At 59.6% G+C, this 21,279-nt stretch carries 25 protein-coding genes and 3 tRNA genes; 15 read left to right on the top strand and 13 right to left on the bottom strand.

Translation table 11 applies throughout. The annotated features are described in order from the left end of the window. Window positions 1–62 precede the first annotated feature (62 nt). Together GOX63_RS09640 and GOX63_RS09645 are read left to right on the top strand one after the other, a co-directional pair. Window positions 63–3,500: a pyruvate carboxylase gene (locus GOX63_RS09640; protein WP_170325757.1), complete on the top strand. Its 3,438-nt coding sequence runs from the start codon at window positions 63–65 to the stop codon at window positions 3,498–3,500. Window positions 3,501–3,580: 80 nt separating this feature from the next. Continuing rightward, window positions 3,581–3,964, top strand: coding sequence for an MAPEG family protein (locus GOX63_RS09645; RefSeq protein ID WP_170325758.1), 384 nt, complete (start codon window positions 3,581–3,583; stop codon window positions 3,962–3,964). A gap of 15 nt (window positions 3,965–3,979) precedes the next feature. Here GOX63_RS09645 and GOX63_RS09650 read toward each other — a convergent pair whose 3' ends face one another. Further along, window positions 3,980–4,132 (bottom strand): hypothetical protein, encoded by a 153-nt coding sequence (locus GOX63_RS09650; RefSeq protein WP_170325759.1) that lies wholly within the window; start codon window positions 4,130–4,132, stop codon window positions 3,980–3,982. Window positions 4,133–4,280: 148 nt separating this feature from the next. On the opposite strand from GOX63_RS09650, the gene GOX63_RS09655 reads away from it, so the two are divergent. From GOX63_RS09655 to GOX63_RS09665, 3 genes are all read left to right on the top strand, one after another. Continuing rightward, window positions 4,281–4,355: transfer RNA gene (locus tag GOX63_RS09655), tRNA-Gly, on the top strand. A gap of 34 nt (window positions 4,356–4,389) precedes the next feature. Further along, a tRNA-Gly gene (locus tag GOX63_RS09660) sits at window positions 4,390–4,464 on the top strand. Window positions 4,465–4,545: 81 nt separating this feature from the next. Next, a complete protein-coding gene (locus GOX63_RS09665) occupies window positions 4,546–5,406 on the top strand; it encodes a GNAT family N-acetyltransferase (RefSeq protein ID WP_170325760.1) in 861 nt (286 codons plus the stop codon). Here GOX63_RS09665 and GOX63_RS09670 read toward each other — a convergent pair. Beyond that, on the bottom strand, window positions 5,403–5,642 hold the full coding sequence (locus GOX63_RS09670; RefSeq protein ID WP_170325761.1) for an Lrp/AsnC family transcriptional regulator: 240 nt from the start codon (window positions 5,640–5,642) through the stop codon (window positions 5,403–5,405). The two genes, GOX63_RS09665 and GOX63_RS09670, sit on opposite strands and share 4 nt — an antisense overlap. 155 nt (window positions 5,643–5,797) lie before the next feature. Here GOX63_RS09670 and hisB point away from each other — a divergent pair, with 155 nt between their 5' ends. Together hisB and hisH are read left to right on the top strand one after the other, a co-directional pair. Continuing rightward, window positions 5,798–6,385: an imidazoleglycerol-phosphate dehydratase HisB gene (hisB, locus tag GOX63_RS09675; RefSeq protein WP_170325762.1), complete on the top strand. Its 588-nt coding sequence runs from the start codon at window positions 5,798–5,800 to the stop codon at window positions 6,383–6,385. Further along, window positions 6,386–7,024 carry an imidazole glycerol phosphate synthase subunit HisH gene (gene hisH / locus GOX63_RS09680; protein ID WP_170325763.1) on the top strand — a complete coding sequence of 213 codons (639 nt, stop codon included), beginning with the start codon at window positions 6,386–6,388 and terminating at the stop codon, window positions 7,022–7,024. Between the two features lie 4 nt (window positions 7,025–7,028). Here the strand turns inward: hisH and GOX63_RS09685 are convergent, their stop codons facing one another. Next, entirely contained in the window at window positions 7,029–7,427 is a 399-nt protein-coding gene (locus GOX63_RS09685) for a DUF2147 domain-containing protein (RefSeq protein ID WP_170325764.1), read from the bottom strand. Between the two features lie 134 nt (window positions 7,428–7,561). Here GOX63_RS09685 and hisA point away from each other — a divergent pair, with 134 nt between their 5' ends. Continuing rightward, on the top strand, window positions 7,562–8,284 hold the full coding sequence (gene hisA, locus GOX63_RS09690; protein WP_170325765.1) for a 1-(5-phosphoribosyl)-5-[(5-phosphoribosylamino)methylideneamino]imidazole-4-carboxamide isomerase: 723 nt from the start codon (window positions 7,562–7,564) through the stop codon (window positions 8,282–8,284). A gap of 17 nt (window positions 8,285–8,301) precedes the next feature. Here hisA and GOX63_RS09695 read toward each other — a convergent pair whose 3' ends face one another. After that, a complete protein-coding gene (locus GOX63_RS09695; RefSeq protein ID WP_170325766.1) occupies window positions 8,302–8,673 on the bottom strand; it encodes a hypothetical protein in 372 nt (123 codons plus the stop codon). A 117-nt stretch (window positions 8,674–8,790) separates the two neighbouring features. After that, the gene (locus GOX63_RS09700) at window positions 8,791–9,183 is read right to left on the bottom strand and encodes a DUF302 domain-containing protein (protein WP_170325767.1); all 393 of its coding nucleotides are present in this window, start codon (window positions 9,181–9,183) and stop codon (window positions 8,791–8,793) included. Between the two features lie 294 nt (window positions 9,184–9,477). Between GOX63_RS09700 and GOX63_RS09705 the strand changes: the two genes are divergently transcribed. The 4 genes from GOX63_RS09705 to GOX63_RS09720 all read left to right on the top strand — a co-directional run bounded on the left by GOX63_RS09705 (window position 9,478) and on the right by GOX63_RS09720 (window position 13,503). Further along, window positions 9,478–11,694, top strand: a complete 2,217-nt coding sequence (locus GOX63_RS09705) for a transporter (protein ID WP_174826754.1) — start codon at window positions 9,478–9,480, stop codon at window positions 11,692–11,694. Between the two features lie 94 nt (window positions 11,695–11,788). Next, on the top strand, window positions 11,789–12,550 hold the full coding sequence (gene hisF / locus GOX63_RS09710) for an imidazole glycerol phosphate synthase subunit HisF (protein WP_117872606.1): 762 nt from the start codon (window positions 11,789–11,791) through the stop codon (window positions 12,548–12,550). After that, window positions 12,547–12,864 carry a phosphoribosyl-ATP diphosphatase gene (locus tag GOX63_RS09715; RefSeq protein ID WP_170325768.1) on the top strand — a complete coding sequence of 106 codons (318 nt, stop codon included), beginning with the start codon at window positions 12,547–12,549 and terminating at the stop codon, window positions 12,862–12,864. The genes hisF and GOX63_RS09715 overlap by 4 nt, the downstream gene beginning before the upstream one ends. 72 nt (window positions 12,865–12,936) lie before the next feature. Further along, the gene (locus GOX63_RS09720; RefSeq protein ID WP_170325769.1) at window positions 12,937–13,503 is read left to right on the top strand and encodes a hypothetical protein; all 567 of its coding nucleotides are present in this window, start codon (window positions 12,937–12,939) and stop codon (window positions 13,501–13,503) included. Here GOX63_RS09720 and GOX63_RS09725 read toward each other — a convergent pair. From GOX63_RS09725 to rlmB, 4 genes are all read right to left on the bottom strand, one after another. Then, a complete protein-coding gene (locus GOX63_RS09725; RefSeq protein ID WP_170325770.1) occupies window positions 13,500–13,970 on the bottom strand; it encodes a CoA-binding protein in 471 nt (156 codons plus the stop codon). The two genes, GOX63_RS09720 and GOX63_RS09725, sit on opposite strands and share 4 nt — an antisense overlap. 198 nt (window positions 13,971–14,168) lie before the next feature. Further along, window positions 14,169–14,621 carry a YHS domain-containing (seleno)protein gene (locus GOX63_RS09730; RefSeq protein ID WP_170325771.1) on the bottom strand — a complete coding sequence of 151 codons (453 nt, stop codon included), beginning with the start codon at window positions 14,619–14,621 and terminating at the stop codon, window positions 14,169–14,171. Between the two features lie 106 nt (window positions 14,622–14,727). Further along, complete coding sequence (locus GOX63_RS24225; protein ID WP_437436609.1) at window positions 14,728–15,009, bottom strand: hypothetical protein; 282 nt, start codon at window positions 15,007–15,009, stop codon at window positions 14,728–14,730. Window positions 15,010–15,022: 13 nt separating this feature from the next. Further along, window positions 15,023–15,796, bottom strand: coding sequence for a 23S rRNA (guanosine(2251)-2'-O)-methyltransferase RlmB (gene rlmB / locus GOX63_RS09740; protein ID WP_170325773.1), 774 nt, complete (start codon window positions 15,794–15,796; stop codon window positions 15,023–15,025). Window positions 15,797–15,912: 116 nt separating this feature from the next. Between rlmB and GOX63_RS09745 the strand changes: the two genes are divergently transcribed. Further along, window positions 15,913–15,996: transfer RNA gene (locus GOX63_RS09745), tRNA-Tyr, on the top strand. A gap of 34 nt (window positions 15,997–16,030) precedes the next feature. Here GOX63_RS09745 and GOX63_RS09750 read toward each other — a convergent pair. The 4 genes from GOX63_RS09750 to GOX63_RS09765 form a co-directional block, all read right to left on the bottom strand. After that, window positions 16,031–17,149 carry an alanine racemase gene (locus tag GOX63_RS09750; RefSeq protein ID WP_170325774.1) on the bottom strand — a complete coding sequence of 373 codons (1,119 nt, stop codon included), beginning with the start codon at window positions 17,147–17,149 and terminating at the stop codon, window positions 16,031–16,033. After that, a complete protein-coding gene (locus tag GOX63_RS09755) occupies window positions 17,146–18,393 on the bottom strand; it encodes a D-arabinono-1,4-lactone oxidase (RefSeq protein WP_170545619.1) in 1,248 nt (415 codons plus the stop codon). The genes GOX63_RS09750 and GOX63_RS09755 overlap by 4 nt, the downstream gene beginning before the upstream one ends. An 87-nt stretch (window positions 18,394–18,480) precedes the next feature. Further along, window positions 18,481–19,002, bottom strand: a complete 522-nt coding sequence (locus GOX63_RS09760) for a DUF2478 domain-containing protein (protein WP_170545737.1) — start codon at window positions 19,000–19,002, stop codon at window positions 18,481–18,483. A 69-nt stretch (window positions 19,003–19,071) separates the two neighbouring features. Further along, window positions 19,072–19,737 (bottom strand): NnrU family protein, encoded by a 666-nt coding sequence (locus GOX63_RS09765; protein ID WP_170325776.1) that lies wholly within the window; start codon window positions 19,735–19,737, stop codon window positions 19,072–19,074. A 149-nt stretch (window positions 19,738–19,886) separates the two neighbouring features. Between GOX63_RS09765 and GOX63_RS09770 the strand changes: the two genes are divergently transcribed. After that, a complete protein-coding gene (locus GOX63_RS09770) occupies window positions 19,887–20,549 on the top strand; it encodes a DNA-3-methyladenine glycosylase I (RefSeq protein ID WP_170325777.1) in 663 nt (220 codons plus the stop codon). A 41-nt stretch (window positions 20,550–20,590) separates the two neighbouring features. Further along, window positions 20,591–21,277, top strand: coding sequence for a hypothetical protein (locus tag GOX63_RS09775; protein ID WP_170325778.1), 687 nt, complete (start codon window positions 20,591–20,593; stop codon window positions 21,275–21,277). Window positions 21,278–21,279: the final 2 nt, after the last annotated feature.

The following is a 21,279-nucleotide window of genomic DNA, read 5'->3' on the forward strand; positions in this document are numbered from 1 at the left end:
GATATACGAGCGCGTATTGTCCGCCTAATAACACGGCCAAACCACTAAGACCGGGACCTGATATGACCGACTTCAACAAGATCCTGATCGCCAATCGCGGCGAGATTGCCATTCGCGTGATGCGCGCAGCGAACGAGATGGGCAAACGCACCGTCGCGGTGTTCGCCGAAGAAGACAAGCTTGGCTTGCATCGTTTCAAGGCGGACGAGGCGTATCGCATCGGCGAAGGCATGGGACCGGTTGCTGCTTATCTGAGCATTGACGAGATCATCCGCGTAGCCAAGGAATGTGGCGCGGATGCGATCCACCCGGGCTATGGCCTGCTGTCCGAGAATCCCAACTTCGTGGATGCTTGCGTGCAGAACGGCATCACCTTCATCGGCCCCAAGGCGGAAACCATGCGCGCCCTGGGCGACAAGGCCAGCGCACGCCGCGTGGCCATCGCGGCCGATGTCCCGGTCATCCCGGCAACCGAAGTTCTGGGCGATGACATGGACGCGATCCGGGCCGAAGCCAAAGAGATCGGCTACCCGCTGATGCTAAAGGCCAGCTGGGGCGGCGGCGGACGCGGTATGCGCCCGATCCACTCGGAAGAAGAGCTGGAAGAGAAAGTTCTGGAAGGCCGCCGCGAGGCCGAGGCCGCATTCGGCAATGGCGAGGGCTATCTGGAAAAGATGATCACCCGTGCCCGCCACGTCGAGGTTCAGATCCTCGGCGACAAGCATGGTGAGATCTATCACCTCTATGAACGCGACTGCTCGGTCCAGCGCCGGAACCAGAAGGTCGTCGAACGCGCCCCTGCCCCGTATCTGTCCGAAGAACAGCGCGCGGAAATCTGTGAGCTGGGCCGCAAGATCTGCGCCCATGTGAACTATGAATGCGCCGGCACGGTCGAATTCCTGATGGATATGGAAACCGGCAAGTTCTACTTCATCGAAGTGAACCCCCGCGTGCAGGTGGAACACACCGTCACCGAAGAAGTTACCGGCATCGATATCGTTCAGGCTCAGATCCTGATCGCCGAGGGCAAAACGCTGGCAGAGGCCACCGGCGCCGCGAGCCAGGCCGATGTGCACCTGAACGGCCACGCGCTGCAGACCCGGATCACCACCGAGGACCCGCAGAACAACTTCATCCCTGACTATGGCCGTATCACTGCCTATCGCTCGGCCACCGGCATGGGCATCCGTCTCGATGGCGGTACCGCCTATGCGGGCGGCGTCATCACGCGGTATTACGACTCGCTGCTGACCAAGGTCACCGCCAAGGCACCGACGCCCGAGGCTGCGATCGCCCGGATGGACCGGGCACTGCGCGAGTTCCGTATTCGCGGCGTCAGCACCAATATCGACTTTGTCATCAACCTACTGAAACATCCGACCTTCCTGTCGAACGAGTACACCACCAAGTTCATCGACACGACGCCGGACCTGTTCACCTTCAAGCGCCGTCGCGACCGGGGCACCAAGGTTCTGACCTATATCGCGGATATCACCGTGAACGGTCACCCTGAGACCAAGGACCGCCCGGAACCGCGCGCCGATCTGAAAGAGGCCAAGGCCCCCGCGCTGAAGGGTGAGCCTCAAATGGGCACCCGCAACCTGCTGGAGCAGAAAGGCCCGCAGGCGGTCGCCGACTGGATGAAGGCGCAGCGTCAGCTGCTGATCACCGACACCACCATGCGGGATGGTCACCAGTCACTGCTGGCGACCCGGATGCGGTCGATCGACATGATCAAGGTGGCGCCAACCTATGCCGCCAACCTGCCGCAGCTGTTCTCGGTCGAGTGCTGGGGCGGTGCGACTTTCGACGTGGCCTATCGCTTCTTGCAGGAATGCCCGTGGCAGCGTCTGCGCGACCTGCGCGAGGCGATGCCGAACCTGATGACCCAGATGCTGCTGCGCGGAGCAAACGGCGTTGGTTATACTAACTACCCCGACAACGTGGTGCAAGAGTTCGTGCGCCAGGCGTCCAAAGGCATCGACGTGTTCCGTGTCTTCGACTCGCTGAACTGGGTCGAGAACATGCGCGTGGCCATGGACGCGGTGATCGAGAACGGCAAAATCTGTGAAGGCACCGTTTGTTATACCGGTGACATTCTGGACCCGGATCGCTCGAAGTATGACCTGAAATACTATGTCGGCATGGCGAAAGAGCTGCGCGACGCAGGCGCCCATGTTCTGGGCCTGAAGGACATGGCGGGCTTGCTGAAACCGGCCTCGGCCAAAATCCTGATCCGTGCGCTGAAAGAAGAGGTCGGCCTGCCGATCCATTTCCACACACACGACACCGCAGGCATCGCCAGCGCGACCATTCTGGCCGCCTCTGAAGCGGGCGTGGACGCGGTGGATTGCGCGATGGACAGCTTCTCGGGCAACACGTCCCAGGCAACGCTGGGCACCGTGGTCGAAGCTCTGCGCCATACCGAGCGCGACACCGGGCTGGACATCAAGGCCATCCGCGAGATCAGCGATTACTTCGAGGCGGTCCGCGGCCAGTATGCCGCCTTCGAATCCAGCCTGCAGGCTCCGGCGTCCGAGGTGTACCTGCACGAAATGCCGGGCGGTCAGTTCACCAACCTCAAGGCGCAGGCGCGCTCCTTGGGTCTGGAAGAACGCTGGCACGAGGTCGCTCAGATGTACGCCGACGTAAACCAGATGTTCGGTGACATCGTGAAGGTGACGCCGTCGTCCAAAGTGGTCGGTGACATGGCGCTGATGATGGTTAGCCAGGGCCTGACCCGCGAAGACGTGGAAAGCCCCTCGACCGATGTGGCCTTCCCCGACTCGGTGGTCGATATGATGCGCGGCAACCTGGGTCAGCCTCCGGGCGGCTTCCCCGACACCATCATCAAGAAGGTGTTGAAAGACGAAACGCCCAATACGGAACGCCCCGGCAAGGACGTCCCTGCGGTCGATCTGGAAGCCACCCGCGCCGAGCTGTCCAAGCAGCTGGAAGGCAAAGAAGTCGATGATGAGGATCTGAACGGCTACCTGATGTATCCCAAAGTGTTCCTGGACTACATGGGTCGTCACCGGGTTTATGGCCCGGTCCGCACTCTGCCCACACGCACCTTCTTCTATGGCATGGACCCGGGCGAAGAGATCACCGCTGAGATCGATCCGGGTAAAACGCTGGAAATCCGCTGTCAGGCCATCGGCGAGACCGATGAAAAGGGTGAGGTCAAAGTCTTCTTCGAACTCAACGGCCAACCGCGCGTGATCCGGGTGCCGAACCGTCTGGTGACCTCGTCCACGCAGGCCCGTCCCAAGGCCGAAGCCGGCAACCCCAACCATGTTGGCGCGCCGATGCCCGGCGTTGTTGCCACGGTTGCCGTGACCGCCGGTCAGGAGGTCAAGGAAGGCGATCTGCTGCTGACCATCGAAGCGATGAAGATGGAAACCGGCATCCACGCAGAACGCGACGCCACGGTCAAAGCGCTCCACGTTCAACCCGGTGGCCAAATTGACGCTAAGGACCTGCTGGTCGAACTGGAATAACCGGTTTAGCTTTCTGGGCTAAGAGGGGCCGCGCGGGGAACCGGGCGGCCTTTTTCTTGGCCCAAGGAGGATAATCGCCCATGCTGTCCGTCACACCAGTCTATGCCGCATTGCTGGCAATCCTGTTTATCGCGCTTAGCGTCAGGGTCATCAGCCAACGGCGCAGCGACAAGATTTCCTACGGCGACGGTGGGAATACGACGATGCTCAAGGTGATGCGGACGCATTCCAACTTTGTCGAATACACACCCTTTGCCGTGCTGTTGATCGCAATGGTTGAACTGCAGGGGGCAAGCGGCCTGTTGCTGAACCTTCTGGGTCTGACATTGCTGAGCGGACGGCTGTTGCACGCCTATGGATTCGGACGCAGCCCACAGATCGTCATTCTGCGCCAGATCGGGATGCTGCTGACATTTGCTGCGATTCTGGTGGCCGCCATCGCGAATCTCGTACTGGCACTGTAATCCGATAGGCGGGGTTTACCCCGCCAATACCCGCGTTTCGACCTGCGGTGCATCCCTGAGGACAGGCTCAACCTCACCCAGCCTGTCCTTCTCCGGTAAACAAAGTGCCGATGTCAGTACGATTAGCGCCGCCAGCAGGGCCATCTTCATATCTGCAACCCGTGTCATTTCCTCTCCTCGAACCCTCTTGTTTTTTAATAGTCTAAGACTTCAACGCGCCGCCCCCGGATTTCCGTCGAAAGATTTTTCCGCTTTTTTGTGTTTTTCCGCTTGCAGCCCCGCGTGGGAATTTATACATCCCTCCTCACTCAACGGCGCGGGCGTAGCTCAGGGGTAGAGCATAACCTTGCCAAGGTTAGGGTCGGGCGTTCGAATCGCCTCGCCCGCTCCATTGAGAGGTCTTCGGACCAACATATGTATCTGATGCGGGCGTAGCTCAGGGGTAGAGCATAACCTTGCCAAGGTTAGGGTCGGGCGTTCGAATCGCCTCGCCCGCTCCAGATACCAAACTCTCCGAACATGCTGGTTCTTCGTGACGCATTGCGTCATTCTGGTTGCGCTGCGCAACACAGGGTTCACTCATGTCTGAATACGTTATCCGCCCTCTCACCGCAGACGAGTTGCAGCAGGCCGTGGATTGGGCCGCACACGAAGGCTGGAATCCGGGCCACCATGATGCCGCGTGTTTCCACAGTACGGATACCGACGGGTTTCTGGGCGGATTCATGGATGGTGAGATGATCGCCTCAATCTCGGTGGTCCATTACGACGATGGGTTTGCTTTCCTCGGGTTCTACATCGTACACCCCGAGCATCGTGGCGCGGGACACGGACTGAAGCTTTGGCAGGGTGCATTGGCCAATTGCACTGCCCGCAACGTCGGGTTGGATGGGGTCGTCGATCAGCAGCACAATTACCGCAAATCGGGCTTTGCCTTCGCGCACAACAACTACCGATTCACCGGGACTGTAGCGGATATTCAGCGGGCGTTGCCACCGTCAGCCGGCACCGAAGCTTTGACCGCGGTTTCTGATGAATTGCAGGCGTACGATCGCCATCTGTTCCCGACCCCGCGTGACACGTTCCTGCAGGGCTGGATCAGCGCACCAACTCATGTCTCCCGTGTGTATTCCGAGGACGGACAGATCAAAGGCTATGCCACGTTGCGCCCATGCAAAAACGGCTACAAAATCGGGCCACTATTCGCGGATCGCGCCGACATTGCCGAAACCTTGCTGGCCAGCTTGCTGGAAACGTTACCGGAAGATCAAAGCGCGCAAGAGGTTTTCATCGACATGCCCCAACCCAACCAGGCCGCCTTTGATTTGGCGGCAAAGCTTGGGTTGGAAAAGGTTTTCGAAACGGCTCGGATGTATTCGAGCCATCAACCGGACATCGACCTAAATCGTATCTTTGGCGTGACGACGTTCGAGCTTGGTTAAAACGCCTTGAACGTCATCGTGGTCAGCGACCGCTCGATATTGGGAATCACCAGCAGGTTTTCGTTGATGAAATGCCCCACATCCTCGGTTTCGGGGATGTAGAGTTTCAGCAGCAGGTCATATTCTCCGCTGGTCGAATAGAGCTCAGAATGGATTTCGCGCAGGGCGATTTCCTCGGCCACCTTGTAGGTGGTACCGGGTTTGCAGCGGATTTGGATGAAAACGCAGGTGGACATGGGCCGGGCCTTGATGGTTCGTGTTGCCCGCAGGCTGGCATGGGCCGCGCCCGGGTGCAATCCCCTGCAACAGTTTGCGCCGAATGCGACGGGTGGTCTGGAAAAGCCCGCCCTTCCCCGTCTATAAGCGCGCCTGTAGCAAAAGGAATTCGCCCATGCGCAGCGCAAAGATCAGCCGTCAGACCGCCGAAACCGAAATCTCGGTCGAGGTCAATCTGGACGGCACCGGCACCTATGACAATCAGACCGGCGTTGGCTTCTTTGACCACATGCTGGACCAGCTTGCGCGCCACTCACTGATCGACATGACGATCCGTGCCAAGGGCGATTATCACATCGACGATCACCACACGGTCGAGGATACCGGAATCGCGCTGGGTCAGGCTTTGACGCAGGCTTTGGGCGACAAGAAAGGCATCCGTCGCTATGGCGAGTGCCACCTGCCCATGGATGACGCGCAGGTACGCTGTGCGCTGGATCTGTCGGCACGCCCGTTCCTGATCTGGAATGTGGACCTCCCGACCCAGAAGATCGGCACATTCGATACCGAGCTGGTGCGCGAGTTCTTTCAGGCGCTCAGCACCCACGGCGGCATCACGTTGCATATCGACCAGTTGCACGGGTTCAACAGCCACCACATCGCCGAGGCTGCTTTTAAGGCCGTCGCCCGCGCCCTGCGGCTGGCGGTTGAAACCGACCCGCGCAAAGCGGATGCGATTCCGTCCACCAAGGGTGCGCTGTAAATGCTGACCGCCATCATTGATTACGAGAGCGGCAACCTGCACTCGGCCGAAAAGGCGTTTCAACGCATGGCGCGCGAGATGGAGGCGGGTGAGGTCGTCGTGACCTCGGACGCGGATGTTGTTGCGCGGGCTGATCGGTTGGTTCTGCCCGGTGACGGCGCCTTTCCGGCCTGTGCCGCCGAACTGCGCGGCCACAAGGGCATCTATGACGCGATGGTCGAGGCGGTCGAACAAAAGGGCCGCCCGTTTCTGGGCATCTGCGTCGGGATGCAGCTAATGGCCTCAAAGGGCCATGAATACACCGAGACCGACGGGTTGAACTGGGTCGCCGGTGACGTGGTCCGGATCGAGCCGTCAGACACCGCGCTGAAAGTCCCGCATATGGGCTGGAACGATTTGGTTCTGGAAAGCGATCATCCGGTGTTCAACGGTGTGAAGTCCGGCGATCACGTCTATTTCGTCCACTCCTACCATTTCCGGGTCACTGATCCGGCACAGCGGCTGGCCTATGTGGATTATGGGCAGGAAGTCACGGCCGTAATCGGCCGCGACACGATGGTTGGAATGCAGTTCCACCCCGAAAAAAGCCAGGACGTGGGCCTGCGCATGATCGGGAACTTCCTGACCTGGGCGCCCTGACGGTTTACTGAACGCGTGTCCAGGTCTGACCGCGGCAGACCAGACCACCCGCGACACACCCCTTGACGGTCAGCTCGTTCTGGCTGTCGAGGGTCATTTTCGAGTTATAGGTTTTGTCCCGGTCCGGTGCCCAGATCTTGCCGTTGGCGTAGTTACCGTCGCCTTCAGCCTCCATGTCCCAGATGATCTGCTTGCCCAAATTCTCATAAGCCAGTTGCTGATTGCCGGATTTGTCAAAGGCGCTGTCAATGGTACCGCAGATCGCGCTGCCACACGGGGCGATCGTAACATGCAGATATCCGCCTTCGTCGCCCGGCTGCGTTTTCCACAGACCATCGACCGGATCCGCCAAAGACGCGGTTGCCAGTACTGCAAAGCCTGCCGCAAGGGTAATTTTCTTCATGATTTCCTCCCTGATTTGTCGTTACTCTGCCGGGCGCGGCGCCCCCGAGCAAGAATGACTTAGCGTCGCGTTGCATCCCCTGCCCTGCCTGTGCGATATCCCGCGCGTGTAACACTGATATAGGGCCGCCGATCATGATCCTTTACCCCGCCATCGACCTCAAAGACGGCCAGGCCGTGCGCCTGCTGCGCGGAGAGATGGACAAGGCCACCGTGTTCAACGAAGACCCTGCCGCGCAGGCGCGTGCCTTTGTTGAGGCTGGCTGCGAATGGTTGCACCTTGTGGACCTGAACGGCGCCTTCGCGGGTGAACCGGTCAACGCCGCCCCGGTTGAGGCGATCCTGAAAGCCTGCGACGTGCCCGCCCAGTTGGGCGGCGGCATCCGCGACATGGCCACGATCGAAACCTGGATCGGCAAGGGACTGGCCCGCGTGATTCTGGGCACGGTCGCGGTAGAAAACCCCGATCTGGTGCGAGAGGCCGCGCGGGAGTTCCCCGGCAAGGTCGCCGTAGGCATCGACGCCCGCAACGGCATGGTCGCCACCAAAGGCTGGGCCGAGGAAACCGATGTTCAGGTCACCGATCTGGCCCGCAGTTTCGAGGACGCGGGCGTAGCGGCCATCATCTATACTGACATCAACCGCGACGGCGCGATGCAGGGCCCGAACATCGAAGCCACCGCTGATCTGGCCCGCTCCGTATCGATCCCGGTCATTGCTTCAGGCGGCGTCAGCTCGCTGGACGATCTGATCGCGCTGCGCGATTGCGGTGTGGACCTGAACGGCGCGATTTCCGGCCGCGCGCTTTATGACGGCGCGATTGACCTGAAAGAGGCCTTGTCCACTCTGAGTAAATAGAGCCGCTCAGCAGCGGGTTACTGTATTTTCCATATGTTCCTGGGCTGCCCGTCCTTGTACGGCTGCAGTTCCTTTTCGCTTATGCGAACGAATTGAAAGCACCCCACCCAATCGCCAGTCTCTTCACACCACATGTCGCCATCAACATACCATTTGCCTTCATACTTATTGCCACCAGAGTTACCGGCAAGCTTGCCCTTTTTACGGCCTTTGCTGTAGGCCTGCGCCCATTGGGTTTGGTTATCCTGGTTCGAAATACCGTAAATCGTCGAGCCCGGAATGGTCGCCAATATTTCCTTTTGTGTCATGAAATCCTGGGCCTGCGCGGCGCCTGATACGGTCACAAAAAACGCTCCAGCAATCCACATCATATGCAATGAAGGTTTCATGGAGAACTCCTCCCTAAATTTCTGAAATGCGGGGAATTTACCATAACCCCGGCAATCAAACAAATTGCCGACAGGAAGATGTGCCAGCAGTCAATGCTTCCGGCACATCCGTTTTTGTTATTGCGCCGCAACCGCAGTCAGCTTGGCCAACGCACCGCGCATCTTTTCGATGACGGGGGATTTTTCAACGGCGTCCAACTCGTCCATGGTCTCTTTCGGGTCTTCATAGGCCAGCCAGACCTGACCGTTTTCATCCTCGTAAGCCTGTACTTTTAGCGGCAGGAACAGACCGGCGCGCGGGTCGATTTGCATGGCCGGTGTGCCCAGCGCCGGGTTGCCGAAGATCAGAACCTGATTGGCGGGAATGGTCAGTCCGACCTTTTCAGCCCCCGCCGCATGGTCGATGCGGGCGAATACGGTCGCGCCAGCGTTTCCAACCGCTGCCTCAAGCGCATCTATCGCCTCGGGCACGGATTTGGCGGTGTTCACCTTGATGATGTCATCTGCCATTGCTGTGACAGCTCCTCCAACTACGAAAGCGGTTGTCAAAAAGAATCTACGCATCTCATTGATCTCCTGATGAATTAGGGGACAGTGTCCACAGGTTTGAGAGACGTGACAATCACAAGTCCGGCATCGGCAAGGCTTTGCCTGTTCCCGGCGCGCGTAATGAGCAGTCCCCCTCTGATCGATCCCAAATCGTGAACAATTCCGCCTATGCGCAATGAGTTTGCACCGATCAGCCGCAAAAAGGTCAAGATTCACCAATACGGCTGAACCGCAATCTTATGCCGGAGTTTCACCGTGTCCTTTTCGAACATATCGCAGCCAACAAAGAATTGGCGCACCTACGCTCCGGTCATCAGCTTTTGTGCGTCTATTTTCGTCAGCGCCAGCCTGCTGTTCTTTGTTCAACCGCTGTTTGCCAAGCTCGTTTTGCCCAAAATCGGCGGAACCCCTGCGGTCTGGACCACCGCCATGCTGTTTTTTCAGCTGATGCTGATCCTCGGATATCTGTATGCCCATATGCTGACCCGCTGGTTTACCCTGCGCTGGCAGCTTGTGACGCATCTGGCCTTGTGGTTGTTGGCGCTCGGCTTTCTGCCTTTGGCCACACAAGAAGGCTGGAGGTTCGATTCTTCGCAATCCATCGCACTGCAAACGCTATTGCTGTTTGCGGCGGGCGTAGGCGTTCCCTTTGCCGTGTTGTCGGCGAACGCGCCTCTGTTGCAGGCGTGGTATTCACGATCCGGCGGGCCGTCGGCCAATGATCCCTATTTCCTCTATGCGGCCAGCAATGTCGGCTCACTGCTGGCCTTGCTTGCCTTTCCCCTGATTGCCGATCCATTCTATGGCGCGCGGGACATCAGCCTGTTCTGGTCCATCGGCTTTGTTGTCTTTGGCGTTCTGTTGGCCACCAGTGGTGTGATTGCACTGCGCGGCGCGCCGGACATGACCCTTGCGCAAGAACAGCGCGGTAAGAGCACGCCCCTAAACGCAAAGACGATAGCCACCTGGGTGTTCATTGCCTTTGTCCCCTCGTCACTGATGCTGGCCACCACAACCAAGCTCAGCATCGACCTCGGGTCCATCCCTTTGATCTGGGTCGTGCCGCTGGCCACCTATATTCTGACCTTCATTCTGGCCTTCGCGAAACGGCAACCGAACACTCTGGAAAGCCTGAAAATCCCTGTTCTGTTTGCGATGGCGATCGGTGTGGCTCTGCTGTTCAGACTTGGAACCGCACAACTGCCTCTGGCGGCGATGCTGGTCTATATCCCGCTGCTTTATCTGGTCGCCATGTTTGCGCACCGGCTGCTCTATGAGATGCGGCCCCCTGCCGAGCACCTGACGACGTTCTACCTTGCCCTCTCGGTCGGCGGTGCCTGTGGCGGGTTGTTCAACTCGATCATCGCACCGGCTGTATTTGACCGAGAGATCGAGTTCGCCCTGACCCTGCTTGCTGCTGGCGGGTTGTTCCTGATCCAGTCCGGCACCTTCAATCTTCGCAAGGCCCTGCTGGGTGTTGCGGTGGCGGCTCCGCTTGCTTTCCTGCTTAGCAAACTGAACGAAGGAAACGCGACGGATACAAACACGCTGCCGACGATTGTATCCACCGTTCTGGTCGCCGGTGTGTTGCTGTGCTTCAGAAACACACCGACGCGGATGGCAGCGGCGCTTCTGGTCTTGCTGGTACCGACCTTGATACCAACGACCGATGTGCATTTCCGCGACCGCAGCTTTTTCGGAACTCATGCGGTTTATGATCGTGACGGTTTTCGGGTCTACAAGAACGGCACTACGATCCATGGCGGGCAAAGGCTGACCGCACCCGGCATCCGCCCTGTTGGGTCATCTTACTATCATCCGGACGGCCCTATGGCCGAAGTCCTGACTTCGGAATACGGGCAAACCTCGGACAAAATCGGCATCGTCGGCCTCGGGACCGGTGCGTTGGCTTGCTATCGGCAACCTCATCAAACCTGGGAATTCTTCGAGATTGATGAGACCGTCGACCGGATCGCCCGCGACCCGGCGCTGTTCACCTACATGTCAGACTGCGCCTCGGGGTCGACTACCCATTTGGGGGATGCACGCATCGTACTGGCGCATCAGAAATTCGCGTTCGATATCATGGTGCTGGACGCCTATAGCTCGGACGCGATTCCCCTGCACCTGATCACTCTGGAAGCGATCCAGACCTATATGAGCCAGTTGAACCGGGACGGGACCTTGGTCTTCCACATCTCCAACAAATACTACGATCTGGCCCCGCAACTGGCCCGGGCTGCTGATACACTTGGTCTGCACGCGGCGATTAAATGGGGCACTGTTGACGAAGAGGCCCAGCGACAGGGCGCCGCGAATTCGTTGGTTGCCATCCTGAGTCGTGACGAATACCGCATCGATGCATTCGTCGACACGAGGGGTTGGCACCCCTTGATCGCTGACGGACAGAGCGCTTGGACCGACGACAAGGCCAATCTACTCTCGGCGCTCAGGATGTTGGCTCAGAACTAGAGCCACACGCGTTGCGGCGTCGAAATTTCAAATCTCTCGGCTCTGGCATCGGATGGGCTTTGCCGTTAGAGGTGCGGCAACAAAGGACGCCGACATGCTGAAAACCCGCATCATTCCCTGTCTTGATGTCGCCGATGGCCGCGTGGTCAAGGGCGTGAATTTCGTTGGCCTGCGCGATGCGGGCGACCCGGTGGAATCGGCCAAGGCCTATGACGCCGCCGGCGCGGACGAGATCTGTTTTCTGGACATCCACGCCACGCATGAAAACCGCGGCACCATGTTCGACGTCGTCCAGCGCACGGCCGAGCAGTGTTTTGTTCCTCTGACCGTGGGTGGCGGCGTACGCACCAAGGACGACGTGCGCGCCCTACTGCTGGCAGGTGCCGACAAGGTCAGCTTCAACTCGGCCGCCGTAGCCAACCCGGACGTGATCGCGGAATCGGCGGATCAGTTCGGCAGCCAGTGCATTGTCTGCGCCATTGACGCCAAGACCGTCAGCCCCGGCAAGTGGGAGATCTTCACCCATGGCGGCCGCAAACCCACCGGCATCGACGCGGTGGAATTCGCCAAAACCGTCGTCGCCAAGGGCGCGGGAGAGATTCTGTTGACCTCGATGGATCGCGACGGCACCAAGGCGGGGTTCAACCTGCCCCTGACCCGCGCCATCTCGGACGCGGTGGACGTACCGGTCATCGCCTCGGGCGGCGTCGGCAATCTGGACCATCTGGTCGAGGGTGTGACCGAAGGCGGGGCCAGCGCCGTGCTTGCCGCCTCGATCTTTCATTTCGGCGAATACACCATCCGCGAGGCCAAAGAACACATGGCCGCCGCAGGCATCCCTATGAGGCTGACATGAGCATTCTGCACGATCTGGCCGCCACGATTGAGGCCCGCAAAGGGGCTGATCCCGAGTCCAGCTGGACCGCCAAGCTGCTGGCCAAAGGCCCAGAGAAATGCGCCGAAAAATTCGGGGAAGAAGCCGTTGAAGCCATCATTGAAGCCGTCAAGAACGATAAGGCAGGGCTGACGGCTGAGGCTGCGGATGTGCTCTATCACCTGCTGGTGATGCTGGCTGCGCGGGACGTGGATCTGGATGACGTTCTGGCCGAACTGGCACGCCGCCAGGGTATCAGCGGCATCGCCGAAAAAGCCGCGCGCCACAAGGGGTAAGCTACGGGGTTTCGTCCCCCCGCCCTACCCTTTATGATCGGACCTCACGGTCCACAGATCGAAGGGCAAATAATGATCCGAGCTTTGGCAATTGTTCTGGCCCTTGTGACGCTGGGCGCGTGTTCAGCGCCTCCGCCCTCCACCGGGGATGAGGTGCAACGGCTGGCAACCGAAATCCGCAGCCTAGGTCCGGATATCGACCCGGAAGAGGCCGACCGCGCCGCCCGTATCGCGTACTCCTATACCGCGCAATTGGTGCAGGAATATGAGATCACCGATCCTCCGCTGATCCATAACGCCAAGGTCAACAAGGGCCTGCGCCCGCGCGGGCTGTGCTGGCACTGGGCCGAGGATATCGAGCGCCGGTTGAAGCAAGAGAACTTCCAGACGCTGGACCTGCACCGCGCCATTGCCAATGCGGACAACCCGTTCAGGATCGACCACAGCACGGCCATCATCAGCCGCAAGGGTGAGACGATGTACGACGGCGTGGTGCTGGACCCATGGCGCTATGGCGGAGTGCTGTTCTGGTCTCCGCTGGTCGAAGACACGAAATACGAATGGGTGCCGCGCGAGGTCGTGCTGCAAAAGCGTCAGGTGGAACAATACGGCGAATTATTGCCCTATGTCGGCGGCTAGATTTTGGACGAGATCACGCCGGTGGCAAAACCGCCCATGCGCAGCTCTCCGAACAGGCGTTGATATTCGATCTTGGGACAGCGGTTCATGATCACATCCGCGCCGCGCGCCTGCGCTTTGGCAGCGGCGTCGGGGTGTTCGACACCGATTTGCATCCAGACCGTGCGCAGGTTCGGGAATGCGGCCAGCGCCTCATCTACAATCGGCGGCACGGCCTCGGACCGGCGGAAGATATCGACCATGTCCACCGGCTCGGAAATCTCGGACAGCGAGGCCCGGACGGTCTGACCAAAAAGCTCTGTCCCGGCATGGCCCGGATTGACCGGAATGACCGTATATCCCTTCAACGACAGATACCGCGCCACGTAATAGCTGGGCCTGACCGGGTTCATGGAAACGCCAACAACAGCGATCACCTTTGTACGCTGCAGGATGTCTTTCAGGTATGCGTCGGAATAGTCGCTCATGCGGGCACCCTAATCCGAGCCTGCCAAAGAAAAAAGCGCCCAGGTCGAACCTGAGCGCCAGTTGTTGGAACGAGGGACAGTGAAATGACCCGCGGCAGTTCCGTTCCGCGGTCACTGTGACATTTAGGCATAAGTTGAGAGAAAAAAAGAGGTCGCGCGCATTTTTGTGATGACATACTGCAAAAAGCGGAACTTCGCCTATTGCTCGTAGAGGACAACGGGCCAGTGCGCTTCGGCCATGCGGATATATTCAGCTGTTGCTTCGCGCCACATCTTCTCGATCTCAGGCGAGTGGGTCAGGTACAGACGGCCATCGATGACCTGCCATGCCAATGGGTCTGTGCTGACCAGAATCCCCTTGGCCATGGCATAGGCACAATATCCCCCGAACTGGGGCGCGAAGGCGCGCGGATCACGTTCGAACGCCTCACGGTTTTCATCAGTGGCAAAGTGCCATTCGGCCCCTTTCCAGACGACCGCATATTGCGGCTGACCCAGAACCGGTGCATCGCCCTTGAAATAGGAGACCGGATCATACCCAGCTAGAGCCGCGCCATCGGCCTCATAAAACACGGGCATCTCCTGCGCCGTCGCAGCAGGAGCAATCATAGCGGCGGCCATCGCGCCAAGAAGGAAACGTCGGGTCAGCATAACGGTATTCGGATTTCAGACATCAGGGTCTCAAGATGCAAGTTTTGCGGCCCAGTGGAACCCCATTTAACGGGGTTGTGATCACCTGTGTCGCCCAGACGTCACCTTAGTCGAAGATATCCTCGATGACGTCCCATGCCTCGTCGAACACGCGCGAGAACATGCTCTTCTTCTTTTTCTGCTTCTTTTTCTTGTTGTTGCCCGAGGCATTCACGGTGTCGCGCCTTGGCTTGCCTTCGGTCAACTTGCGTTTTGGCACCATCTTGAGGTCATGCAACGGCGCACCACAGCTTGAACAACTCAACTCGTGACGTTGCTTTCCCTTCAGGACCAGCGCAGCGCGGGTCCCGCAATAGCAGCAGGTGGCGATTTTCGACGGGCTGGGAATGGGTCTCTCCTGTCTATCTGTGCCTTGAGGCATATAGGGCGATTGCGGCCGCGTTTGAGACGTTGAGCGAGCCAAACCCACCGGCTGCGTCGATTTTCACCAATCGATCAACGGTTTCCTTGGTTTTTTGACGCAATCCCGGCCCTTCGGCCCCCAGCACCAACGCGACGGGCTGGTCCAGCTTTCCTCCCAAAGCCGATTCGATGGTGTCTTCGGCCTCACCATCCAGGCCCAGCACCAGAAAGCCCATGTTCTGCAGTTCCACGATGGCGTCCGCCAGATTGCGGACCCGCAGATAGGGCTGACGTTCCAGCGCACCGCTGGCCGTTTTCGCCAACGCACCGGTTTCCGGTGCCGAATGGTGCCGTGTGCCGATCACCGCACTCGCCCCCAGAACCTCGGCCGAGCGCAGAATCGCTCCGACATTGTGCGGGTCGGTCACGCGATCCAGAAGAATCACGCGCGGATGTTCGCGCCCGATGCAGTTCTCGGCCAGCCCGCCCCAGTCCAGCGGCTTGACCTCAAGCGCGGCACCCTGATGGACGGACCCCGGATCAATGGGGGCCGAGAATTTGCGCGGATCGACCATTTCGGCCTCGATCCCTGCAAATTCAATCGCTTCGGCCAGTTTATCGCGCGCATTTCGCGTTACGATCAGGCGCAATTTCTGCCGATTGGGGTTCATCAGCGCATCACGCACGGCGTGCAGACCGAACAGCCAGACGGTTTCCGCAGCGGCCGCTTTGCGCGACTGTTCTTTTTCAACGACCCACTTGGGTTTCTTCATTTCTTGGGCCTCCGGGCCGGGAATTCGGTTTCCTGCGTCAAAGCGGTATTTTCCTGTTGACGCTCCTTTAAGGCGCTAGTAATCACGCCTCCACGTCAGGTGCAACGCCTGACAGTGGGCGACAGGCCGCAAGGTGTGGCAGGGGACTGTAACTCCCTCGCGGAGACGCACGCCTGGTTCGATTCCAGGGTCGCCCACCATCTTCCTCAGATGGTGACAAAGTGCAACGGGCCGTTAATTCGGCAGGCATTCCCATTCAGCCACCACCTGATTTCCACGCACCGCCAGCATGGTTCCGAACTGATTTAACACCGCCTCGCTTTGGGTTGGGCGCAGCAGGGCAATGTTGCCAGGCGCGACGATGGCCGAAGGAGGCCCGGTCCAGACCTCCTGATTGCTGGAACGGCCAAAGATGGTGGAATACCCGAATCCCGCGGGAAAAACGGGCTGTGCCAGAAAATGCCCGCCGAACACCGCGATATCCGTTTTCGTTCGCTTCAGAAAATCTAACCCGGGCAGAGAATTACCGGGCATTGCCTTGAGAATCGGCGTGGCTATGAAAGCCGCAGGCTGGAATTCCTGCGTCGAGGCATGGTCAAAATCGCTTGGCTTGACCAGAACCGACCCAAAGGCGACCTCAGTCGCGCCATCCCGCGCCCCATAGGACTGAAAGGTCAGGCTGCCACCGGTATTCAGGCACAGCCCCTCCTCGCCCTTGGGCAAGTTGGAAACCGCGCACCGGAAAGCATCTGCGCTCATCCGAGTGGCGCGTTTCTTAAGAAATCCGGGCAGCTTGGCCAAGTGTGCCTCGTACCCCATCAGGCCCGACAGGCGCGCGTTGGGGTTGGCATCGATTTCCCGTGCGATATCCGCGACATGTTCCGGTTGAAACCCTCCGCGATGCAGACCGATATCCACCTCAAGCGAGAGGCGAAGGGCGGACTGCCTATCCGCTGCAAGCGCCAGATAGTCGTGCAACCGCTCCGGCGTGTCGATCAGCCACTGAACGCGCGCTGCGGCGTCCGGGCACGCGGCCAGAACCCGCGCGGCCGAACTGACGGGTAGCGGTTTACCGATCAAGTGATCCGTCTTGGGCTCAGCCTGCAAAAGTGCCTGCAGCATCGGCTCGGAAAAGGTCATCAGGTCCGAGGTGGAAATCCGCCCCCGTATGTGATCCAGCAGGGGCAGACAGGGCAGAGACTTGGCGACCAGACGGCGGGCCAACCCGACGTCTGAGCGGCTGACGGCAAGGGCGCAGTTCGCATCCAGCCGATCCAGATCGACCACGGTGACCGGCTTGTCTACTCCATAGGCGTGCAGCGTGTCGGACAGGGTTTGCAGGTACTCAGTCATGGCCGGAACAGCTTGGCCAAAGCGGGTGTCAGGAACTTGCCACCGGGGTCGAGCTGTTCCCGCAACGCGCAAAACCGGTCGAAATCCGGGTACAAGCCTGACAACTCTTTGTGGGTCAGACTGTGCATCTTGCCCCAGTGCGGGCGCCCTCCAGCTTCGACAAACAGAGGTTCCAGCGCGTCGAAGTACCGGCGATGGTCTTCATTAGCATCCGTGTGCACGGCGATCGAAATCCGCGGCCCACCCTGAAACGGAGACAGACAGGCCGTGTCGCCAGCGGTCTGACGCACCTCGATCGGGAAATAGATATCCTTATGATCGCGGTGCAGTCGGGTGATGACCTCTTGCAGCACGTCTCCGGCCACGTCGGGCGGCAGGTGATATTCCATCTCGTTGAACCGAATATGCCGGTCGCTGCACAACACCCGCCAGCTTTCACCGACATAGTCTTCGTCCGATTGCGCAAGCGTCAGCAGCTTCAGCAGCATTCTGCGAACCCCACCGCTGAGCTTGCCAGCGTTGCGCGCAAGCTTCAGAACCTTAACGGCGATCATGTCCAGATCGCGCGGAGCCGTCCCTTCGGCCGCGTCAGACAGGTCGTGGCGGATTTCGACGGCTTTGCCGGTAAAGGGGATACAGAAGAATTCGAAATTCCGGTTCTCGGCCCAGTTCTGGTGCATGTTGGCGAGGCTGTCTTGCAGATCGGCCAATCGCACCCGGCGGCGCAGATTGTATTTCGGCACGACCGAGATTTGCGCCTCGGTCAGAACACCCAGCATCCCCAGAGTGACCTGCGCCATCTCAAGCGGGATGTCGTCTGTAGACAGAATATCCCCTCCCGCACTGACCAGTTTCGCGGCGGTGATTTCGGCGGCAAGGCACGGTAACGTCCGCCCGGTGCCGTGTGTCGCGGTCGAGGCCGCCCCGGCCAGTGATTGTGCGTTGATGTCACCAAGGTTTCGAAAGGCCAGCCCCTGCGCGGCCAATGCCGGGGACAGATCCCGCAAACGCGCATTGGCGTTGACCCAGATCCGGTTACCGTCCCGGTCGCCGAGCGTCGGCATGTCCAGTTCGGACAGGTCCAGAATCCGGTCCCCGCCGGCTACGATGGGTGTGAATGAATGCCCTGCCCCCACAACGCGTAGGCTGGGCGTCTCCGCTATTGCCTGCTGCAACTCGGCAATCGAGACGGGGCCCGTGATCGCTGTCTGCGCGCTCTGGTTTCCGGCCCAGTTGGTCCACATGTGCTGCCTCCTCCTGGGTCAGAGGATTGCAGCACATGAATATTGAAACAAGTCAGGTTTACAGTGCGTTACCCAACGAAACTTACGTCAGGCCGCAGCCGCGCGTTGTGCTGTGACACGGTCGAACCATTCGGTAACAGCCTCGACGCTTGGGGTAATTTCTTCAGCCGCGCCGCCAGTGAATTCCTGGAACTTTTCAGTGTTCAGACCGTTCACGCCGACCAATACTGGGACATCCTGCGCCAGCGCCTCGGCGATCACCGGGCGGAAACCGCGCCCGTCGGCCTCGTGCTTGCCGAACTTGTTGATGATCAGCAGTTGCGGCGCGTCTTCAAGCGAGTTGGTGACATATCCCACCGCCTGCTCCAGCGCCGCCGGGTCAAGTCGGCAACCGCGCGCATGTTCGCCCAGGGACTGCGAGATGCGTATGACCTCTCCGTCCGGCAGGACACGTACGTCCATGTCGCATTTGCTGCTGTCGGCGCATTCGGTGTTGGTTTGAACCACACCAGCCAGACGGGCGCCCTTGGCCTGCAAATGCTCGGCAACGGCGCTCAGCAGACGGTCGGTGGCGCCGCGTTCAGTGGTAGTGACATAGGCCAGATACATTCCGAGACCCTCGTATTTAAACTGTGACATTCCAGATAGCACGCATGACCCTGCCCGGCCACTCCCCCGTTACGGTAACGGAGACAGGCCGATCACAGGTGCGTGCAGGTGAAGAAGAACCGCAAAGGCGGCAAGTGAAACCAGCCCAACCCACAGGCTGGGCCAGGGGCGCGGAGTCCGCAGCGAAAACCGCGCTGTATTGCGGGACAGGCGCGTCCATTCGATCCCCATCTCACGCGCCTTGCGGCGGTCGATCAGGGCCATGCCCATAGCAGCAAAACCTGCAAACAGACCAAACAGGATGACATGGGACAGGCTGCCATTGGCCAGCAGATGCGCCAGTGCCCACAGCATCAGCGCCGCCAGCAAAGGGTGGCGCGTTGTGCGCAGAATGCCGGGATTTTCCGGATCGAACGGGCGGTGCCCCAAGCCCCCGAAGGAAAACGGGTTCTGGACCGACATGCCGGCCAAAGCCAGCCAGCACACGACCGGCATCACCAGCAGCGGCACCCAGCGCAGAACGGAAAGCGGTGGGATAACCTCGACATAGGGCGCCCGCGCGGCGGCAACGATCAGCCAGCCGAGGACCAACAAGGACAGAACCGAATACGCGGCGAAATACGTCTTGCGCCCCATCACCTCGATCAACCGGCCGCGCATCGCGGGCCGCGCGGGAATCATGTGCGTCAGCAGAAATGTGGCAAGTGCAGCAAGGAAAAGTCCCCAACCCAGCATGGTAGTCTCCGTAAGTGGTGCCCCGGTTTAAGCCCCAGTGGCACGGCGGTCTTTGTCCGAAGTCAAGTCGGGCGCGCAAGGCTATTTAACTCGGAACCTGTGCTTGCAACCCGGCGGCGAACACGCGACCCTGCCGTCGGAGGACTCTGATGCACCATTTCGACGACATCTTTTCCATGGCCGCCGACCGCCTCGGCGGGCCGGACGCCTTGGAGGCAAAGCTGAGCAAACCCAAAAGCGTGGCCGAATTGGCTGCCACGCCGGATGATCGCTGGCTATCGATCATCACCAAATGCGTCTTTCAGGCCGGGTTCAACTGGAAGGTCATCGAAAACAAGTGGGACGGGTTCGAGACCGCCTTTGACGGCTTCGATGTGGGCCGCTGTGCCTTCATGGATGATGAGAAATTCGACTCGCTGTTGCAGGACACCCGCATCGTGCGCAATGGCACCAAGATTGCCACCGTCCGGGACAATGCGGCATTCCTGCTGGAACTGCGGCAGGAAGGCGGGGTCGGTCAAATTCTGGGCGGCTGGCCTTCATCCGATTACGTGGGTCTGCTGGCGATGCTGGGCAAACGCGGGTCTCGTCTGGGCGGGGCCTCGGCCCAATATGCCATGCGTTTTGCCGGGCGGGACAGTTTCATCCTGTCGCGTGATGTCACCGCACGGTTGATTGCCGAGCGTGTGGTCGACAAGGCCCCCAGTTCGAAAAAGGCGATGGCGGCGGTGCAAGAGGCCTTTAACACGTGGATGGACCAATCCGGGCGGTCGCTGACGGAAATAAGCCGCGTATTGGCGATGAGCCTGTGAAAACCGGTTGCAGAGAGGGCGCTTCACATTAGGCTTTGAACATGGCTTGGCGCATTTTGATGACGTTTCTTTTACTGCTCGCCTCCTGCGGTCGCCCGCTGACGGATCAGGAGCGTGATTTTGCAAGCGCAGTTCAGGGTGAGACGTTGAATCTGGACCGGGTGCGTCTGGTCGAAGGTGCCCCTGTCGCGCCGATCACCTTCTACCGCAAGGAACGCCCCCGCCTCGCCTGCCGAGAACGTATCCTTCCACCCCCGGAAGAGGGCATAGTGACCGCTAAACCTGCCGCCGTGGCCCTGTTCAACAAGGTCTATTTCACGCGCGACTGGTATCTTGAGGACTATATGTCCGACTTCCCCGAGCAGATGAACCTGGTCGCGGCCATGTTGCTGGCGCATGAACTAACCCATGTCTGGCAGTGGCAGAACCGGAAAACCACCGGCTACCATCCGTTACGGGCTGCTGCCGAACATGGCGGCAACAAAGATCCCTATTTGTTCGACATCGAAACCTCGTCCGATTTCCTGTCATACGGGTTCGAACAACAAGGCGCGATTGTCGAAGAATATGTCTGCTGCCGGGCGCTGGACCCAAAAGCCCCCCGCACCCAGCGCCTGCATGACATGCTGGGCGCGCATTTCGATCTGTCACCCTTGCCGGATCAACCACGCGAGCGTGACATCCTGATCCCCTGGGCCGGTGCCGAGATCGAAGGGATTTGTCGCTAAAG

The sequence above is a fragment of the Ruegeria arenilitoris genome (assembly GCF_013031355.1).
Lineage (GTDB): Bacteria > Pseudomonadota > Alphaproteobacteria > Rhodobacterales > Rhodobacteraceae > Ruegeria > Ruegeria arenilitoris_C.

What these genes read in the sequence shown, in the direction of transcription:
- GOX63_RS09640 (WP_170325757.1), top strand. Translation starts at nt 63, where the DNA reads ATGACCGACTTCAACAAGATCCTGATCGCCAATCGCGGCGAGATTGCC.
- GOX63_RS09645 (WP_170325758.1), top strand. Translation starts at nt 3,581, where the DNA reads ATGCTGTCCGTCACACCAGTCTATGCCGCATTGCTGGCAATCCTGTTT.
- GOX63_RS09650 (WP_170325759.1), bottom strand. Translation starts at nt 4,132, where the DNA reads ATGACACGGGTTGCAGATATGAAGATGGCCCTGCTGGCGGCGCTAATC.
- GOX63_RS09665 (WP_170325760.1), top strand. Translation starts at nt 4,546, where the DNA reads ATGTCTGAATACGTTATCCGCCCTCTCACCGCAGACGAGTTGCAGCAG.
- GOX63_RS09670 (WP_170325761.1), bottom strand. Translation starts at nt 5,642, where the DNA reads ATGTCCACCTGCGTTTTCATCCAAATCCGCTGCAAACCCGGTACCACC.
- hisB (WP_170325762.1), top strand. Translation starts at nt 5,798, where the DNA reads ATGCGCAGCGCAAAGATCAGCCGTCAGACCGCCGAAACCGAAATCTCG.
- hisH (WP_170325763.1), top strand. Translation starts at nt 6,386, where the DNA reads ATGCTGACCGCCATCATTGATTACGAGAGCGGCAACCTGCACTCGGCC.
- GOX63_RS09685 (WP_170325764.1), bottom strand. Translation starts at nt 7,427, where the DNA reads ATGAAGAAAATTACCCTTGCGGCAGGCTTTGCAGTACTGGCAACCGCG.
- hisA (WP_170325765.1), top strand. Translation starts at nt 7,562, where the DNA reads ATGATCCTTTACCCCGCCATCGACCTCAAAGACGGCCAGGCCGTGCGC.
- GOX63_RS09695 (WP_170325766.1), bottom strand. Translation starts at nt 8,673, where the DNA reads ATGAAACCTTCATTGCATATGATGTGGATTGCTGGAGCGTTTTTTGTG.
- GOX63_RS09700 (WP_170325767.1), bottom strand. Translation starts at nt 9,183, where the DNA reads ATGGCAGATGACATCATCAAGGTGAACACCGCCAAATCCGTGCCCGAG.
- hisF (WP_117872606.1), top strand. Translation starts at nt 11,789, where the DNA reads ATGCTGAAAACCCGCATCATTCCCTGTCTTGATGTCGCCGATGGCCGC.
- GOX63_RS09715 (WP_170325768.1), top strand. Translation starts at nt 12,547, where the DNA reads ATGAGCATTCTGCACGATCTGGCCGCCACGATTGAGGCCCGCAAAGGG.
- GOX63_RS09720 (WP_170325769.1), top strand. Translation starts at nt 12,937, where the DNA reads ATGATCCGAGCTTTGGCAATTGTTCTGGCCCTTGTGACGCTGGGCGCG.
- GOX63_RS09725 (WP_170325770.1), bottom strand. Translation starts at nt 13,970, where the DNA reads ATGAGCGACTATTCCGACGCATACCTGAAAGACATCCTGCAGCGTACA.
- GOX63_RS09730 (WP_170325771.1), bottom strand. Translation starts at nt 14,621, where the DNA reads ATGCTGACCCGACGTTTCCTTCTTGGCGCGATGGCCGCCGCTATGATT.
- rlmB (WP_170325773.1), bottom strand. Translation starts at nt 15,796, where the DNA reads ATGAAGAAACCCAAGTGGGTCGTTGAAAAAGAACAGTCGCGCAAAGCG.
- GOX63_RS09750 (WP_170325774.1), bottom strand. Translation starts at nt 17,149, where the DNA reads ATGACTGAGTACCTGCAAACCCTGTCCGACACGCTGCACGCCTATGGA.
- GOX63_RS09755 (WP_170545619.1), bottom strand. Translation starts at nt 18,393, where the DNA reads ATGTGGACCAACTGGGCCGGAAACCAGAGCGCGCAGACAGCGATCACG.
- GOX63_RS09760 (WP_170545737.1), bottom strand. Translation starts at nt 19,002, where the DNA reads ATGTATCTGGCCTATGTCACTACCACTGAACGCGGCGCCACCGACCGT.
- GOX63_RS09765 (WP_170325776.1), bottom strand. Translation starts at nt 19,737, where the DNA reads ATGCTGGGTTGGGGACTTTTCCTTGCTGCACTTGCCACATTTCTGCTG.
- GOX63_RS09770 (WP_170325777.1), top strand. Translation starts at nt 19,887, where the DNA reads ATGCACCATTTCGACGACATCTTTTCCATGGCCGCCGACCGCCTCGGC.
- GOX63_RS09775 (WP_170325778.1), top strand. Translation starts at nt 20,591, where the DNA reads ATGGCTTGGCGCATTTTGATGACGTTTCTTTTACTGCTCGCCTCCTGC.